Raw genomic sequence first — 16364 nt, forward strand, 5'->3', positions numbered from 1 at the left:
GGCCGCGCCGCCCGACGTTCGCCTCGGCGCGTGCGCGCCGAGGTGGCACTCAGGGACACCGGACGACCTGGCCGGCGTAGGTCAGGCCGCCGCCGAAGCCGAAGAGCAGCACCGGCGCCCCGGAGGGCACCTCCCGCCGCTCCACCAGCTTGGACAGGGCCAGCGGCACACTCGCCGCGGAGGTGTTGCCGGACTCGACGATGTCCTTCGCGATGATCGCGTTCGGGATGTCGAGCCGCTTGACGATGCCGTCGATGATCCGCGCGTTGGCCTGGTGCGGCACGAACGCGGCCAGCTCGGAGGGAGCCACTCCGGCCCGCTCGCAGGCCTGCAGGGCCAGCGGGGCCAGCGCGGTGGTGGCCCAGCGGAAGACCGCCTGCCCCTCCTGCTTGATGTAGGGGCGCCAACCCTCGATCCGGACCGCGTCGCTCTTCTCCGGCACCGAGCCCCAGACCACCGGGCCGACCCCGGCCGGCTCGTCGTCGCCGGTGGCGGTGACCACCGCGGCACCCGCCCCGTCGGCGAAGATGATGCAGGTCGAGCGGTCGGTCCAGTCGGTGAACTCGGAGAGCTTCTCGGCGCCGATCACGATCGCGTTGCGCGACGCGCCGGCCCGGATCGCGTGGTCGACGGTGCCCAGCGCGTACGCGAAGCCCGAGCAGGCGGTGTTGATGTCGTACGCCCCGGGGGCGGTGATGCCGAGCTTGGCGGCGACCCGGCAGGCCACGTTCGGGCTGCGGTCGACCGAGGTGCAGGTGGCGACCACGACCAGGTCGATGTCGGCGGCGCTGAGACCGGAGTTCGCCAGCGCCTTGCCGGCGGCCGCGGCCGCCATGTCGGCCACCGTCTCACCGTCGGCGATCCGCCGGCTGACGATGCCGACCCGGTCCCGGATCCACTCGTCGTTGGTGTCGACCATGCGGGCGAGGTCGTCGTTGGTGACCACCCGGGAGGGCTGGTAGTGCCCCAGGGCGACGATCCGGCTTCCAGCCATTAGTTCTGTCCTCCGATGCGGGCGAGCGGTTGGCCCGGCGCGACCGGGTCGTCGTGGTGGGCGAGCCACTCGGTGAGCGCGCCACTGCCGTGCGCGGTCACCTCGACCTGCCCCTGGCGGGTGACGACGTGACCGACCACCTGGCCGGACCGGAGCGTCTCGCCCTCGGCGAGGCCCTCGGCCGGCGCGAAGGTGCCGGCGGCCGGGGCCACCACCACCCGGAACTGGATGGTCGGCTCGTGGCTCGGCGCCATGCCGTGCCGGGCGATGAGGTCGCGGGCGGCGGGCAGGTCGTCCGGGGTGTTCAGGGTGACGATCTCCGGTGCGCCGGTGGCCTTCAGCTCCCGCTTCACCAGACCGGCCAGGGTGCCGGCCGGGGGAAGCTCGATGACGCCGGTGACCCCGAGGTCGACCAGCGTGCGCATGCAGAGGTCCCACCGGACCGGGGCGGTGACCTGGCGGACCAGCCGCTGCACCATGTCCCGACCGTGGTTGACCGCGGCGCCGTCGAGGTTGGACAGCAGGATCCGGGCCGGGTCGGCCGGGGTGATCCCGCCGGCCACCGTGGCGAGCGCGGCCTCCGCCGGCGCCATGTACGGGGTGTGGAACGCGCCGGCCACCTGGAGCCGGATGATCCGGGCCTTCGCCGGCGGCTCGGCGGCGAGCTTGTCGAGGCCGTCCAGCGCCCCGGCGGCGACGACCTGACCGGCACCGTTGCGGTTGGCCGGGTGGAGCCCGTGCGCCTCGATCGCGGCGAGCACCTCGTCCGGGTCCCCGCCCAGCACGGCGGCCATCCCGGTCGGCTGCAGCGCGCAGGCGGCGGCCATCTCCCGCCCGCGTACGCCGGCCAGGGTGATCGCGGACTCGGCGGGTAGCACCCCGGCCAGCGCTGCCGCGCCCAGCTCGCCGACGCTGTGCCCGGCGGTGACGCTCACGTCGTACATCGGCAGGTGCTCGGCGGCGAGCAGCGCCGCGGCGACCAGCAGCGGCTGGGTACGCGCGGTGTCCTTGATCTCGTCGGCGTCGGCGGCGGTACCGAGGTGCACCAGATCGACCCCGGCCAGCGCGGACCACCAGCGCAGCCGCGCCTCGGCACCGGTCAGGTCGAGCCACGGAGTCAGGAAGCCGGGCTTCTGGGAACCCTGGCCGGGCGAGAGTACGGCGAGCACGTCTATGACTCTCCCGGATACGCGTGGGTAGCGCTGTGCCGCCCTCGACCAAACCACACTAGAAGCTTTGTCGGGATCCTACAAAGATCGGCGGTGATCATCGCCTGTCTGCGCGGTTTTGGTGTTGGCTGGGTTCATTGTCTGGGTTGGGACCACCGAGACCACCGGGACCACCGGGTCGAGCCGGCCGACGGTGAGCGCGATCTGGAGCGCGAACGCGTCCCGCGGGACCAGCGGCGAGAAGCCGGTGACCTCGGCGATCCGGCGCAACCGGTAGCGCACCGTGTTCGGGTGCACGAACAAGGCCCGGGCGGCGCTCTCCAGCGTGCCGCTGGCGCTGAAGTAGGCGTCCAGCGTCTCCAGCAGCTCGCCGCCGGCACGGACCAGCACCGCGTACACGTCGTGTCGCAGCCGCCGCCGGGCCTCCGCGTCACCGGCCAGCGCCCGCTCGGGCAGCAGGTCGGCCGCGGACACCGGTCGGGGCGCGGTCGGCCAGGCCGGCGCCGCGCGGAACCCGGCCAGCGCGGCCCGTGCCGACTCGGTCGCCTCGTCCAGGCTCGGCACGGCCGGGCCCACCACCACCGGGCCCTCGCCGAACGCGGTCAGCAGCTTGCCCGCCGCCGCCAGCGGGTCCGCGGCGCCGCCGAGCACCACGACCAACCGGTCACCGTGCACCCCGCCGATCACCTCGGCCCCGATCCGGCGGGCCAGCCGGTAGACGGTGTGCAGCACGGCCGAGACCTCACCGCCCGGGGAGCGCCCGACCGCCACCGCCACCGGCGGGGCGTCCGCCCAGCCCAGCGCCGCCGCGCGGCTGGCCAGCACGTCCGGGGAGTCGCCGCGCAGCAGCGCGTCGACCAGCAGCGCCTGCAACCGGGCGTCCCAGGCGCCGCGCGACTCGGCGGCGCGGGCGTAGACCCGGGCGGCGGCGAAGGCGATCTCCCGGGAGAAGCGCAGCACCGCGTCGCGCAGTTGCTGCTCCTCGCCCTTCGCGGCGAGGTGGGGCACCTGCTCCTCGACCACGTCGATGGTGACCTTGATCAGCGCCACGGTCTGCTGGAGGGTGATCGAACGCGCCAGCTCCAGCGGCGCGGCGGCGAAGACCTCGTCGGAGACCTCCTGGGTGCTGTCCGCGCTGCCGCCGCCGGAGCTCAGCCACTGCACCAGGGACCGGACGCCGGCCTGGGCCACCAGCATGACCCAGGAACGCTGGTCCGCCGGGAGGGACCGGAACCAGGGCAGCGTCTCGTCCATCCGGGCCACGCTGCCGGTGGCCAGAGCGCCCGCCGCCCGCTCGATCCGGCGCAGCGTGGCACTGAGCTCCGCGTCGCCCGGCTCGTTCCCCACCGCACCAGCCTGACACGCCCTGAGCAGCGGCTCCACGCCGGGCCGGGCTGCCGGCGGCCCTCGACCGGTTAGCGCGGTGGCGGCGCGGGCAGGCCCAGCTCCTGGGCCAGGATGGCCGCCTGCACCCGGCTGCGCAGCGCCAGCTTGGCCAGGATCCGGCTGACATGGGTCTTCGTGGTGCTCTCCGCCAGGGCCAGTCGGTCGGCGATCTGCTGGTTGGACAGGCCCAGCCCCAGGCAGGCCAGCACGTCCCGCTCGCGGGGGGTGAGCGTGGCCACCGCCGCCCGGCTGCCGTCCGGGGCGTCCGGGACGCTGTCCGCGAACGCCCGGATCAGCCGGCGGGTGACCGCCGGGGCGATGAACCCCTCGCCGCGGGCCACCGTCCGCACCGCCGCCACCAGGCCGGCCGCGTCGGTGTCCTTCAGGAGGAAGCCGGCCGCCCCGGCCCGCAGCGCGCCGAAGACGTACTCGTCGAGGTCGAAGGTGGTGAGCACCAGTACGTCGGTGTGCCCGTCGGCGACGATCTCGCGGGTGGCCGCGATGCCGTCCTGGCGCGGCATCCGTACGTCCAACACGGCGACGTCGGGGCGCAGGTCGCGGCAGAGCCGGACCGCCTCGTCGCCGTCGCCGGCCGCGCCGACCACCTCGACGTCCGGCGCGGCGGAGAGGATCAGCGCCAGCCCGGCCCGTACCGCCGGCTGGTCGTCGGCGAGCACCACCCGGATCGTCCCCCCGGTCGGCACCCCTCGACGCCCGGCGCTCGGACCGTCCACCCGGCCGGTCACGGCACCGGCTCGGCGGTCGGCAGGTTGGCCCGGACCCGCCACCGGCCGTCCCGTGGCCCGGCGGCGAACCGGCCGTCCAGCACCACCGCGCGCTCCCGCATGCCGATCAGACCCGCGCCCGCGCCGACCAGAGCCGCGCCGGGCAGGCCGCGGCGCGCGGGGCGGACCGGATTCTCCACCGTGACCACCACCTCGGCCGGCCGGTACGCGATCTCCAGGTCGGCCTCGCCGTCACCGTGCTTCAGGGCGTTGGTCAACGACTCCTGCACGATCCGGTACGCCGCGAGGTCGACCCCGACCGGCAGCGCGGCCGGTTCCCCGCTGGTGCTCACCCGGACCGTCAGCCCGGCGGCGCGGACCCGCTCCACCAGCCGATCCAGCTCACCGAGTCGGGCGGGGATCGCGTCCACCGAATCCCGCCCAGTCGGTTCGGTCGGCTCGGCCGGCGCGCGCAGCACGCCGATCATCTGCCGCATCTCGGCCAGGCCCTGCACGCTGTTCTCCCGGATCACCCGCAGCGCCGACTCGACCTGGGCCCGGTCCAACCCGGGCACGGAGAGCGCCGCGGTGGCGTGGATGGCCACCGCGCTGAGGTGGTTGGCAACCACGTCGTGCAGCTCGCGGGCCATCCGCGCGCGCTCCGCGGCAACCGCCTGTCGCCGGTCCAGCTCCGTCAGGCGCGCGGTCTGTTCGGCCCGGGCCCGCTCGGACGCGGCCTGGTCGCGGTACTGCCGCACGCTGATCCCGGTGAGCACCGGCAGCACGCCGGCCAGCGCGAACGGCACGCCGAGGGCGACGCCCCGCCAGTGCCCGAAGATCACCACTCCGGCCACCGCGCCGAGCAGGCTCAGCGCGACCGTGATCCGCAGCAACCACCGCCAGAGGGCCGCGCCACCGTGCACGCAGGCGTCGTAGAGCACCTGGGTGTAGATCAGGATGGTCCCCAACGAGCCGCCGAGCAGGCTGTCCGCGAGCACGGCGGCCGTGCCGAGGGCGAGGCTGGCGCCGGGGGACGCCCGGCGTAGCGCCACGGCTGCGCAGACGGCCACCAGCGGTGGCAGGAACAGTGCGACGGGCACGTCCGGATGCGGGGTGATCTGCGGCTGCCAGCCGAGGCCGTGCAGGACCAGCCCGCCGGCCAGCGCCGTGCCGGCCAGAGCGAGATCCCGTCCCGGGGTGCCGGCGCTCGGCCACGGTGGCGGTCGCATGGGCCGATCCCACCACACCGGCGCCCGGTCGCCCTCCGCCCCCGGGAGGACGTCAGGCCGGCCCGCCTCCCCCGAAGGAGGTATCCGGGAGCTGGCGGCGGCACGCGCTGCACGGCACGTCGGGGCCGGCCAGTACGGTGACAGGGCACGTCGGCGCGACCGTCGACGGCGACCGCGAGCGTGAGGAGACCGGGATGACCCAGGGGGAAGCCGAGCACGGCTGCGCCCAGGGTGAGCCCTGCCGGCCGGGCCACCACGAGCAGCAGGCGGGCGCCAAGCACCGCCGTCTGGTCGGCGGGGTGCCGCCCTTCACGCCGGAGCCGGTGGGCGGCTGGCCTGCGGAGTCGACCGGCGGGTGGCCGGCCGAGCGGGCCGAGGAAGATGCCCCGGTGCCCCGGCAACGCTCCGGGGAGCTGCCCCCGCCGGTCGAGCCCGAGCCGGTGACGGCGGCCTCGGGCTGCCGCAGCGTCCTCCCGGGTTGGGCGGGTGCGCACCGGCACGGCCCCGTGCGACCCCGGCAGCGCGGCGCTCGCCGTGAGCACCCGCCGCGTCGCTGGTGCTGATCCCGCGCGACGGGCGCTGACCGACCCGGGCGGCCGGTCAGCGGGTGCGGCGGCGGATGAGCAGCGCGATCCCGGCCAAGCCGGAGGTGATGACCAGCATCACCGCGACGTTGAGCAGCAGCAGCCGCTGGAGTTCGCTGAGTGCCTCGTCGATGTCCCGGCCCGGGTTGATCGCGTCTTCCGGGATCACCCGCTCGCCACCGCCGACGCCGCCGCTGACCGTGTCGTACTGCCGCTCGAGCGGCACTCCGGCGGTGCGCAGCGTCTCCGACATGGAGAGTCGACCGAGGAACCAGCCGGCACTGGTCTTACGGGAATCCGGCTGCTTGGCCGGCCGGTAGACCCGGGGCCCGCCGACGGCCTTCGGGTAGAGGTCGTAGGTCTGCTTCGGCGTCTCGCCGGCCAGCACGACGACCGTGTACTTCGGACCGAGATCGGCCGGCTTCGGCCCGTTGGCCGTGCCGATCCGGCCGAGGAAGTTGACCTGATCGATCAGGGCGACCACGTGTGCCGGCTGGGTGTCCGAGCGCAGCCGCAGCGGCGCACTCATCCCGGTACCGGTGATGTCGACACCGGGCGGCGGCTTCGGGGCGGCCTGAGCCGGGCCGGCGACGCCGAGCGACACGGCCGCCGTGAGCGCCCCGGCCAGCACGGCGATCAGCCGCCTCACCTGTCGGACCATCGCCGCCTCCTCGCCCCGTTCGATGGATGGCTTCGCTGCGCCTGACGTGTCGGTCGGTCGACGGCGACCGGACCCGATGGCCGGACGCCCCACCTAAAGACTCCGCAGAATGTCGATCGGTTGCAGTATCTGGAACAGTATTTGGAACTATGTGCGATCTCGGCTCGACTAATGAGGAGCCGTTGATCAGCGCGCGGATCGTACCTTTACGGAGGGGTTCATGGGGGGCAGGGTCGCACGTGTGGCGCGGTTCGGGCCAGCGGTCTTCGGCGTGGCGCTCGGTGTGTCGTTGTTGCTGCCGGCGCAGCCGGCTGCCGCGCACAACTCGCTGACCGGCAGCGATCCGCGCGACGGCGCGCGGGTGGCGGCCGCGCCGACGCGTGTCGAACTCCGGTTCCTGTCCCGACTGGACCCGAGTACGACGAAGATCACACTGACCGGACCGGACAATGTGGTCGCGGCCGGTGGGGCGCCGCGCTTCGCGGGCAGCCGGGTGAGCGTGCCGTTCAAGCCGGGCAGGGCCGGTCTCTACACCGTCGGCTACCGGGTTGCGTCCGGCGACGGGCACCCGATCTCCGGCGAGGTGCGCTTCACCCTCACCACCGGCACGCCGGCCGATCCCTCGGCCGCACCGACGTCGGGCCCGGCCGTACCGCCCTCGGGCGGCTCGACCGCCGGCCCGTCCCCGGCCGGGTCGGCCTCGCCGACGGCCGGTCCGGACGGTGCCAGCCCGACGGCAGCCGCCGTGCCCGCCGCTGAGGAGCAGGACGGCAGCGGCAGCGGCTGGTTCTGGGCGCTCGGCGGCCTGGTCCTGCTCGCCGCGCTGTTGACCGGCGGCATCCTGCTCCGCCGCCGCGCCAGCCGCGGCTGACCGACGGGCGGGCCGCACCCGCAGCCGGCAGGCCCGGTGCGGGTGCGGCCCGGCCGCCGGTACGGGTGTCAGACCAGGCGGACCCGGGCGGCGCGCAGCCGGGTGAGGGTGCGCTCGCGGCCGAGCACCTCCAGCGACTCGAAGAGCGGCAGCCCCACGCTGCGGCCGGTGATCGCGACCCGGACCGGCGCCTGGGCCTTGCCGAGCTTGAGACCCCGCTCGGCGCCGACCGCCTCCAGGGCAGACTTGATCGACTCGGCGTCCCAGGAGACCGACGACTCGAACGCCGCCGTCGCGGCCTCCAGCAGCTCCGCCGAGCCCTCCTTCATCGCCTTGGCCCAGGCCGCCTCGTCGATCAGCGGGGTGGCCAGGAAGAGGAAGTCGACGTTCGGCACGATCTCGCTGAGCACGGCGATCCGGGTCTGGGCGAGCGGGGCGACGGCCGCGAACGCGGCGGCGTCGAACTCCGCCGGCTGCCACGGCGGGGGCGCGATGGTGCCGGTGCCGGTCAGCCACGGCTGGCAGGCGGCGACGAACTCGTCCACCGGCAGTGCCCGGATGTACTCCCCGTTGAACGCGCGCAGCTTCTTCTCGTCGAAGAAGGCCGGCGAGGGGTTGACCTCATCCAGCCGGAACTCCTGCTCGATCACCGACCAGGGGACGATCTCCCGGTCGCCGGAGGGCGCCCAGCCGAGCAGCATCAGGTAGTTGCGCATCGCGGCGGCCAGGTAGCCCTCGTCGCGGTACGCCTCCAGGGCGACCTTGTCCCGCCGCTTGGAGAGCTTCTGCCGCTTCTCGTTGACGACCACCGGCACGTGCGCCCAGATCGGCGGCTTGACGCCGAGCGCGTCCCAGAGCAGTTGCTGCTTCGGGGTGTTCGGCAGGTGCTCCTCGGCCCGGATCACGTGGGTGATCCCCATGATCATGTCGTCCACGACGTTGGCCAGCAGGAAGACCGGCGAGCCGTCGCCCCGGGCGATGACGAAGTCCTCGATCAGCTTGTTCTCGAAGGTCGGCTCGCCGCGGATCAGGTCGACCACCACGGTCTCGCCCTCGTCCGGCGTGCGGAAGCGCAGCGCCCGCCCCTCGCCCGGGCCGAGACCCTTGTCCCGGTGGAAGCCGTCGTAGCCGGCGTACTGCGAGCCGGTGCGGGCCTGGACGTCCTCCCGGGTGCAGTCGCAGTAGTACGCCCGGCCCGACTCGTAGAGCCGCTGGGCGGCGGCCCGGTGCTCGTGGGCGTTCTCCGACTGGAAGTGCGGGCCCTCGTAGCTGGTGCGCTCGATGCCGATCCAGTCGAGCGCGGAGAGGATGCCCTCGGTCCACTCGGGCTTGTTGCGGGCCGCGTCGGTGTCCTCGATGCGGAGCACGAACACCCCGCCCTGCTGCTTGGCGTAGATCCAGTTCTGCAGGGCCGAGCGGGCCCCGCCGACGTGGAACATACCGGTCGGGGAGGGGGCGAAGCGTACACGTACCGTCACGCCCCCAGCCTACGGCGCTGCGCCACCGCATTCGGCCAAGGGGTGCCGCTCAGGGCACCGAACGGATCTTCACGACCAGGGCGCTGCCGAGCAGGGTCACCACGGCGGTCACCGCGTAGAGCGTCGGGTAGCCGCCCAGATGCACCACGATCGGCGCGGAGAGGGCCGGGCCGAGCACCTGTGGCGCGGAGTTCGCGATGTTGATCACCCCGAGGTCCTTGGCCCGGTCGGTGGCCCGGGGCAGTACCTGGGTGATCAGGGCCGCGTCCACCGAGAGGTAGACGCCGTAGCCGGCGCCGAGCAGCAGCGCGGCGACCACCGCCATCGGCCAGACCGGGGCGACCGCGAGCAGTACCGCGGCTACCGCCATGATCAGCCCGGAGGTGATCACGTAGACCTTGCGCCGTCCGGAGCGGTCGGAGAGCCGGCCGGCGATCACCGCGGTGAGCATCATCCCGAGCGTGTAGAGCAGGATCAGCACCAGCAGGCTGCCCTCGGGATCGGCCACCCGTACCCCGTCGGTGAGGAAGTACAGCAGGTAGAGGGTGCCCAGCGCGTTGCCCACCTGGACCAGGAAGCGGGTGAGCCAGGCCCAGGCGAAGTCCGGGTGCCGGCGCGGGCTGATCCACATCGAGGCCAGCAGGGCCCGCGGCCGCAGCGCCGGCCGGTGCGTGCGGGGCAGCGGGTCGTCGGCGGTGAAGAGCGCGAACGGCAGCGACAGCAGCAGCATGGCCACCGCGATCGCCAGGTAACCGGCGGCGTTGCCGGTGACCACGGCGGTGACCAGCACCGCGCCGACCACCAGTCCGAGCGCCTGCGGGATGCCGACCCAGCCGGAGACCCCGCCGCGTTGGACGACCGGCACCCGGTCCGGGATGGCGGCGGTGAGGCTGGCCAGCATCGCGTTGAAGCAGACCTGGGCGGCGACCCAGGCCACCGTCACCCCGAGCACGGTCCGCTGCTGGGCGAGCAGCATCAGGGCCGCCGCCCCGAGCAGCGCGCCGCCCGCCGTCCAGACGTGCCGACGGCCGAACTCGCGCCCGCCCAGCCGCAGGCAGGTCCGGTCGGACAGCGCGCCCGCGAGCGGGTTGGCGATCACCGCCGCGAGCGCGCCGAGCCCGGTGACCACGGCCAGCATCGCCTCCTTGTCGCCGGGGGTGATCCGCTCGATCTGCTGGGGCAGCAGCACCTGGATCGGGGTGAAGAAGGCCATCCAGACCCCGAGGTTGGCCGCGAAGATCAAGGCGATCCAGCTGCGCCGGACCGGCACGGTCGGCTCGGCCAGCGCCGCCGGCAGCGACGTCGGGGTCGGGTCGACGGTGGTCACCGCGCGGAACTCCGGCGAGCGGCCGCGATCACGTCGCGGAGCCAGGCGTACGAGGACTTCGGGGTACGGGTCTGGTCGGCGTAGTCGACGTGCACCAGGCCGAACCGCTTGGTGAAGCCCTCGGCCCACTCCCAGTTGTCCAACAGCGACCAGACGAAGTACCCGCGCACGTCGACGCCGTCGTCGAGGGCCGCCCGGACCGCGCGCAGGTGCCCGTCGAGGTAGGCGATCCGGTCGGGGTCGTGCACCCGGCCGTCCGGTCCCGGCGCGTCGTCGTACGCGCAGCCGCTCTCGGTGATCTCGATCGGCGGCAGCGCGTCACCGTAGCTGTCGCGCAGCCAGCCGAGCAGCTCACGCAACCCGTCCGGGGCGACGGGCCAGTCGAACGCGGTCCGCGGATAGCCGCCCAGCGGCACCAGCTCGAACGGCAGCGGCGAATCCTCCTCGGGTGCGCGTACCCCGGTCGGGTTGTAGTAGTTGACCCCGAGCACGTCGATCGGGGCGGCGATGGCCGCCAGGTCGCCGTCGCGGACGAGGGACTCGTCGACGGCCGCGCCGTCCGGGTAGCCCCGGCCGAGCAGCGGGTCGGTGAAGAGCCGGTTGTGCAACGCCTCGTAGGCCGCGCCGGCGGCCCGGTCGGCGTCGGTGTCGCCGAGGACGCGCACCGGCGAGTAGTTGTTGGCGATGGCCACCGGGCTGCCGGTGCGGGCGCGCAGGGCGTCGACCGCCAGCCCGTGGCCGAGCAGCTGGTGGTGGGCGACGGGAAAGGCGTCGAAGAGCAGCATCCGGCCCGGGGCGTGCACGCCCATCCCGTAGCCGAGGCTCATGTGGATGAACGGCTCGTTCAGCGTGATCCAGAGCCGGACCCGGTCGCCCAGCCGAGCGGCGACCAGGTCGGCGTACGCGGCGAAGCGGGCGGCGGTGTCCCGGTTCAGCCAGCCGTCGGCGTCCTCAAGCGGCTGCGGCAGGTCCCAGTGGTAGAGGGTGGCCACCGGGTCGATGCCGTGCGCGAGCAGTTCGTCGACCAGCCGGTCGTAGAAGTCCAGCCCGGCCGGGTTGGCCGGCCCGGCGCCGGTCGGCTGGACCCGGGGCCAGGCGACGGAGAAGCGGTACGCCGAGACGCCCAGCCCGGCCAGCAGCTCGACGTCCTGCCGGTACCGGTGGTAGTGGTCGCAGGCGAGGTCCCCGGTGCTGCCGTCGGCGATCCGACCGGGGGAGTGGGCGAAGGTGTCCCAGATGGACGTTCCGCGTCCGTCCGCCCCGACCGCGCCCTCGATCTGGTACGCGGAGGTGGAGACGCCCCAGCGGAAGCCGGCGGGGAACTGCGGCATCGGTGCGGTCGGCGGCATGCGTCCTCCCGATCAACGTGAAACGTGTTCGGGACTCTAGGGCCCGGTCGGGAATTGCGCCATAGGCCGCGATGGCGCGATGCGCAATGGTTTTCGGCGTGTCTTTTTCCGAACCCGTCCAGGTACGTCCGAATTTGCGCATAGAGTGCCGATATCGTGGGATGTCCTCACTGGAGGAAGACGGAAATGATCCTCGTGGAACGCAGTGCGCACGTGGCGGCGCCGGTGGAAGCGGTCTGGGACGTCGTGCAGCGGGCCGAGCAGTTGCCGGCCTGGCTGGCGGGGGTCCGTGCGGCCGAAGTGCTCTCGGGAGAGGGCTTCGGTCGACGGCAACGGGTCCAGGCCGGGCGTGGCGCGGCGCATGAGGCCGAGGTGATCGCCTTTCAGGAGCCGACCCTGATCGGGTGGCGCGAGCGCGCCAAGGGTGCCGGCGCCCGAGCGGAGGCGCGCACCGAGATCTACGTACAGCTCACTCCCGACGACGAGGAGGAGGGCGGCACCGTCGTGCGGCTGATCGTCGTACGCTGGCCGGCCGGCCCGGTCAAGGCCGCCCTGCTCCGGCTCGGCCTGCGCAGGGTCGGCGCCGACCTGGAGGATTCGCTGGCCCGGCTGACCGACCTGGCCGCCGTCGGCTGACCGGACCCGTCCTGGCGTCACCCGCGACGGCGGTGGCCCGGCCTCCCCGCCAGGGAACGCCGGTCCACCGCCGCTCCGTCGCACCCGCCGCTTCGTCGCACCCGCCGGTGCGCAGACGGCGAAGGGCCCGCGCCTGCCGGCGCGGGCCCTTCGAGACGCGTCGGACGGACTAGCTGTCGCCGCCGGTCTCGCCGACCGGGGCGGCGTTGACGTCGTCGATCGCGTACTTCTTGGCCGCCTCGGCCGGCACGTTGGCCGGCACCGCGCCGCGGAGCGCGAGCTGCCGCAGCGTGGCGACCACGATCGACTCGGCGTCGACGTGGAAGTGCCGGCGCAGGGCGTGCCGGGTGTCCGACATGCCGAAGCCGTCGGTGCCGAGCGAGGTGTAGTCGCCGGGTACCCAGCGGGCGATCAGATCCGGCACCGCCCGCATGAAGTCGCTGACCGCGACCTTCGGCCCGTCCGCCTCGGCCAGCTTCCGCTGGATGTACGGCACCCGCGGCTCGGCGCCCGGGTTGAGCAGGTTGTGCTCCTCGGCCTCGACCGCGTCGCGGCGCAGCTCGGTCCAGGAGGTCACCGACCAGACGTCGGCGGCCACCCCCCAGTCCTGGGCGAGCAGCTGCTGCGCCTTGAGCGCCCACTGCATGCCGGTGCCGGAGGCGAGGACGTTCGCCTTCGGCGCGTCCCCCTCGACCTGCGGGGCGGGGGAGTAGCGGTGGATGCCCTTGAGGATGCCCTCGACGTCCACGCCCTCCGGCTCGGCCGGCTGGAAGATCGGCTCGTTGTAGACGGTGAGGTAGTAGAAGACGTTCTCCTGCGCCTCGCCGTACATCCGGTGCAGGCCGTTCTCCATGATGTGCGCGATCTCGAAGGAGAACGCCGGGTCGTACGCGACCACCGCCGGGTTGGTGGCGGCGATCAGCAGCGAGTGACCGTCCTCGTGCTGCAGACCCTCACCGTTGAGCGTGGTCCGCCCCGCGGTCGCGCCGAGCAGGAAGCCCCGGGCCATCTGGTCGGCGGCCGCCCAGAGCCCGTCGGCGGTCCGCTGGAACCCGAACATCGAGTAGAAGATGTACATCGGGATCATCGGCTCGTCGTGCGTGGCGTACGACGAGCCCGCGGCGGTGAACGAGGCGACCGAGCCGGCCTCGTTGATCCCCTCGTGCAGGATCTGCCCGGTCGTCGACTCCTTGTAGGACAGGAACAGCTCCCGGTCGACCGAGGTGTAGCGCTGGCCGTGCGGCGAGTAGATCTTCGCCGTCGGGAAGATCGAGTCCAGGCCGAAGGTACGCGCCTCGTCCGGGATGATCGGCACCCAGCGCTTGCCGAACTCCTTGTCCTTCATGATGTCCTTGAGCAGGCGGACGAAGGCCATCGTGGTGGCCACCTTCTGCTTGCCCGAGCCGCGCTTGACGTCGGCGAACCGCTCCGGCCCCGGGATGGTCAGCTTCTTTGAGCTGGTCCGCCGCGACGGCAGGTAGCCGCCGAGCTGCTCGCGCCGCTCCCTGAGGTACTGCATCTCGTCGGACTTGTCGTCCGGGCGGTAGTACGGCGGCAGGTAGGGGTTCTCCTCCAGCGCCGAGTCCGGGATGTCCAGGTAGAGCCGGTCGCGGAAGGTCTTCAGGTCCTCCAGCGTCAGCTTCTTCATCTGGTGGGTGGCGTTGCGGCCCTCGAAGTGCGAGCCGAGCGTCCAGCCCTTGATCGTCTTGGCCAGGATGACCGTCGGCTGCCCGGTGTGCTCGGTGGCCGCCTTGTAGGCCGCGTAGAGCTTCCGGTAGTCGTGCCCACCCCGCTTGAGGTTCCAGATCTCGTCGTCGCTGAGGTGCTCCACCATCTTGCGGGTCCGCGGGTCGCGGCCGAAGAAGTGCTCCCGGACGTACGCGCCGGACTCCGCCTTGTAGGTCTGGTAGTCGCCGTCCGGCGTGGTGTTCATGAGGTTGACCAGCGCGCCGTCGGTGTCCGCGGCGAGCAGCGGATCCCACTCCCGGCCCCAGACCACCTTGATCACGTTCCAGCCGGCGCCCCGGAAGAACGCCTCCAGCTCCTGCATGACCTTGCCGTTGCCCCGGACCGGGCCGTCCAGCCGCTGCAGGTTGCAGTTGATCACGAAGGTGAGGTTGTCGAGCTCCTCGCGGGCGGCCACACCGATCGCGCCCAGCGTCTCCGGCTCGTCCATCTCGCCGTCGCCGAGGAAGGCCCAGACGTGCTGCTGGGAGGTGTCCTTGATGCCCCGGTGCTGCAGGTAGCGGTTGAACCGGGCCTGGTAGATCGCGTTCAGGCCGCCGAGACCCATCGAGACGGTGGGGAACTCCCAGAAGTCGGGCATCAGCCGCGGGTGCGGGTACGACGGCAGCGCGCCGCCCGGGTGCGACAGCTCCTGACGGAACCCGTCGAGCTGGTCGTCGCTGAGCCGGCCCTCCAGGAACGCGCGGGCGTACATGCCGGGGGAGGCGTGGCCCTGGTAGAAGATGTGGTCGCCGCCGCCGGGGTGGTTCTTGCCCCGGAAGAAGTGGTTGAAGCCCACCTCGTAGAGGGAGGCGGAGCTGGCGAAGGTGGAGATGTGCCCGCCGACGCCGATCTCCGGGCGCTGCGCCCGGTGCACCAGCATCGCGGCGTTCCACCGGATGTAAGCCCGGATCCGCCGCTCGACGTGCTCGTCACCCGGGAACCACGGCTCGCGCTCGGACGGAATCGTGTTGATGTAGTCCGTGGTGGTCAGGGGCGGAACCCCGACCTGGCGCTCGCGAGCCCGCTCGAGCAGGCGCAGCATGACGTAACGGGCGCGCTTGGTTCCGCGCTCGTCGATGACACCGTCAAGCGACTCGACCCATTCGCTGGTTTCCTCAGGGTCGATGTCCGGAAGCTGGCTCGGCAGGCCGTCGCTGATCACCGGGCGCTTGCGTTCCGTAGCCACAGGCGTTCCCTCGATTGTGTGTGGGATAGGTCTCTAGCGCCATCCTGCCCCCTGGTGGCACCCGTCGTCACGTCTAGGTCCCCCGGACGCGACGCTGAACACAGGTACCCGCCAGTAACTTAGCGCGACGACGACCGCTCCCGTCTTGTCCGGGCCCACTACCCTGCCGGGCGTGAACGGGCGACGAGTGGTGCTCGGCGGCCTCCTCCTGACGGCCGGAATGCTCGCGGTGGTTCCCGCGGCGACGGTGCTGCTGGCGGGTGATGTCGCCGCGCTGCCGATCATGATCTTCGGTCTGGCGGCGGCGGTGTTCGGCGCGGCGCGGCTGCGCGGCGGCCTGCGCGCTCCGGCGCCGCCCCGGGTGGCGCGCGGCGTGCCCGGCCCGCGCCGCCGGTACGCCGAGACCAGCAGCCCGCCGATGCCCTACTACTCGACGAGCGACTACCCGTACACCTCCGATGGTGGACATCACCGCGAGGGTGATCGCGGTTCGATCGGCGACCACCGCGGCGAGGGCTTCGGTGGGGACTCCGGCGGCGGCTGGTCCGGCGGCGGTGGCGGTGACTCCGGCGGCGGTGGCGGCGGTTCCTGACCGCTACCTGCGGCAGAATGCGACGTATGCGCAGTGACGTGATCACCGTCCAGACCGGGTCCCGGCCGGCCGTCCGGGACATCACCGCGGAGGCCCAGGCGTTCGTCTCCGATCAGGGCGACGGGCTGCTGCACGTCTTCGTGCCGCATGCCACCGCCGGGCTGGCGATTATCGAAACCGGGTCCGGCTCCGACGACGACCTGTTGACCGCGCTGGACGACCTGCTGCCCACCGACGACCGCTGGCGGCACCGGCACGGCTCGCCCGGGCACGGCCGCGACCACGTGCTGCCGGCGTTCGTGCCGCCGTACGCGACGCTGCCGGTGCTCGGCGGTCGATTGGCGCTGGGCACCTGGCAGTCGATCTGCCTGGTCGACACCAACGGCGACAACCCCACCCGCCAGGTCCGCTTCTCCTTCCTGCCCGGCTGACCGCCCCACCCCGCCCCG

The 16364-nt window shown here is 73.1% G+C and carries 15 protein-coding genes; 5 read left to right on the plus strand and 10 right to left on the minus strand.

The genetic code is table 11. The annotated features are described in order from the left end of the window. Window positions 1-49: 49 nt before the first annotated feature. The 5 genes from AB0C04_RS07165 to AB0C04_RS07185 all read right to left on the minus strand — a co-directional run bounded on the left by AB0C04_RS07165 (window position 50) and on the right by AB0C04_RS07185 (window position 5503). On the minus strand, window positions 50-994 hold the full coding sequence (locus AB0C04_RS07165; protein WP_357049660.1) for a beta-ketoacyl-ACP synthase III: 945 nt from the start codon (window positions 992-994) through the stop codon (window positions 50-52). Next, window positions 994-2163, minus strand: a complete 1170-nt coding sequence (locus AB0C04_RS07170; protein WP_357049663.1) for an acyltransferase domain-containing protein — start codon at window positions 2161-2163, stop codon at window positions 994-996. Before AB0C04_RS07170 ends, AB0C04_RS07165 begins: the two co-directional genes overlap by 1 nt. 78 nt (window positions 2164-2241) lie before the next feature. Next, complete coding sequence (locus AB0C04_RS07175) at window positions 2242-3546, minus strand: helix-turn-helix domain-containing protein (protein ID WP_357049666.1); 1305 nt, start codon at window positions 3544-3546, stop codon at window positions 2242-2244. Between the two features lie 32 nt (window positions 3547-3578). Next, window positions 3579-4295 (minus strand): response regulator transcription factor, encoded by a 717-nt coding sequence (locus AB0C04_RS07180; protein WP_357049669.1) that lies wholly within the window; start codon window positions 4293-4295, stop codon window positions 3579-3581. Continuing rightward, complete coding sequence (locus AB0C04_RS07185) at window positions 4292-5503, minus strand: histidine kinase (protein WP_357049672.1); 1212 nt, start codon at window positions 5501-5503, stop codon at window positions 4292-4294. The genes AB0C04_RS07180 and AB0C04_RS07185 overlap by 4 nt, the downstream gene beginning before the upstream one ends. Window positions 5504-5697: 194 nt before the next feature. On the opposite strand from AB0C04_RS07185, the gene AB0C04_RS07190 reads away from it, so the two are divergent. Continuing rightward, complete coding sequence (locus AB0C04_RS07190; protein ID WP_357049675.1) at window positions 5698-6066, plus strand: hypothetical protein; 369 nt, start codon at window positions 5698-5700, stop codon at window positions 6064-6066. 37 nt (window positions 6067-6103) lie between these two features. Here the strand turns inward: AB0C04_RS07190 and AB0C04_RS07195 are convergent, their stop codons facing one another. Continuing rightward, a complete protein-coding gene (locus AB0C04_RS07195) occupies window positions 6104-6748 on the minus strand; it encodes a hypothetical protein (RefSeq protein ID WP_357049678.1) in 645 nt (214 codons plus the stop codon). Between the two features lie 220 nt (window positions 6749-6968). Between AB0C04_RS07195 and AB0C04_RS07200 the strand changes: the two genes are divergently transcribed. After that, complete coding sequence (locus AB0C04_RS07200; RefSeq protein ID WP_357049681.1) at window positions 6969-7619, plus strand: copper resistance protein CopC; 651 nt, start codon at window positions 6969-6971, stop codon at window positions 7617-7619. A 68-nt stretch (window positions 7620-7687) separates the two neighbouring features. Here AB0C04_RS07200 and gltX read toward each other — a convergent pair whose 3' ends face one another. From gltX to AB0C04_RS07215, 3 genes are read right to left on the minus strand one after another with little or no spacing between them, the layout of a single operon-like run. Next, window positions 7688-9097 carry a glutamate--tRNA ligase gene (gene gltX, locus AB0C04_RS07205; protein WP_357049684.1) on the minus strand — a complete coding sequence of 470 codons (1410 nt, stop codon included), beginning with the start codon at window positions 9095-9097 and terminating at the stop codon, window positions 7688-7690. Window positions 9098-9146: 49 nt separating this feature from the next. Beyond that, window positions 9147-10424 carry an MFS transporter gene (locus tag AB0C04_RS07210; protein ID WP_357049687.1) on the minus strand — a complete coding sequence of 426 codons (1278 nt, stop codon included), beginning with the start codon at window positions 10422-10424 and terminating at the stop codon, window positions 9147-9149. Beyond that, window positions 10421-11773: a GH1 family beta-glucosidase gene (locus tag AB0C04_RS07215; protein WP_357049690.1), complete on the minus strand. Its 1353-nt coding sequence runs from the start codon at window positions 11771-11773 to the stop codon at window positions 10421-10423. The genes AB0C04_RS07210 and AB0C04_RS07215 overlap by 4 nt, the downstream gene beginning before the upstream one ends. Window positions 11774-11959: 186 nt before the next feature. On the opposite strand from AB0C04_RS07215, the gene AB0C04_RS07220 reads away from it, so the two are divergent. Further along, window positions 11960-12409 (plus strand): SRPBCC domain-containing protein, encoded by a 450-nt coding sequence (locus AB0C04_RS07220; RefSeq protein ID WP_350874138.1) that lies wholly within the window; start codon window positions 11960-11962, stop codon window positions 12407-12409. A gap of 169 nt (window positions 12410-12578) precedes the next feature. Here the strand turns inward: AB0C04_RS07220 and aceE are convergent, their stop codons facing one another. After that, the gene (aceE, locus tag AB0C04_RS07225) at window positions 12579-15323 is read right to left on the minus strand and encodes a pyruvate dehydrogenase (acetyl-transferring), homodimeric type (protein ID WP_357049694.1); all 2745 of its coding nucleotides are present in this window, start codon (window positions 15321-15323) and stop codon (window positions 12579-12581) included. A 172-nt stretch (window positions 15324-15495) separates the two neighbouring features. Between aceE and AB0C04_RS07230 the strand changes: the two genes are divergently transcribed. Both AB0C04_RS07230 and AB0C04_RS07235 read left to right on the plus strand, forming a co-directional pair. After that, entirely contained in the window at window positions 15496-15915 is a 420-nt protein-coding gene (locus AB0C04_RS07230) for a hypothetical protein (RefSeq protein WP_357049696.1), read from the plus strand. A 26-nt stretch (window positions 15916-15941) separates the two neighbouring features. Then, complete coding sequence (locus AB0C04_RS07235) at window positions 15942-16346, plus strand: secondary thiamine-phosphate synthase enzyme YjbQ (protein ID WP_357049699.1); 405 nt, start codon at window positions 15942-15944, stop codon at window positions 16344-16346. Window positions 16347-16364: the final 18 nt, after the last annotated feature.

The organism is Micromonospora sp. NPDC048909, from assembly GCF_040649635.1.
In the GTDB taxonomy this organism is placed as follows: Bacteria; Actinomycetota; Actinomycetes; order Mycobacteriales; family Micromonosporaceae; genus Micromonospora.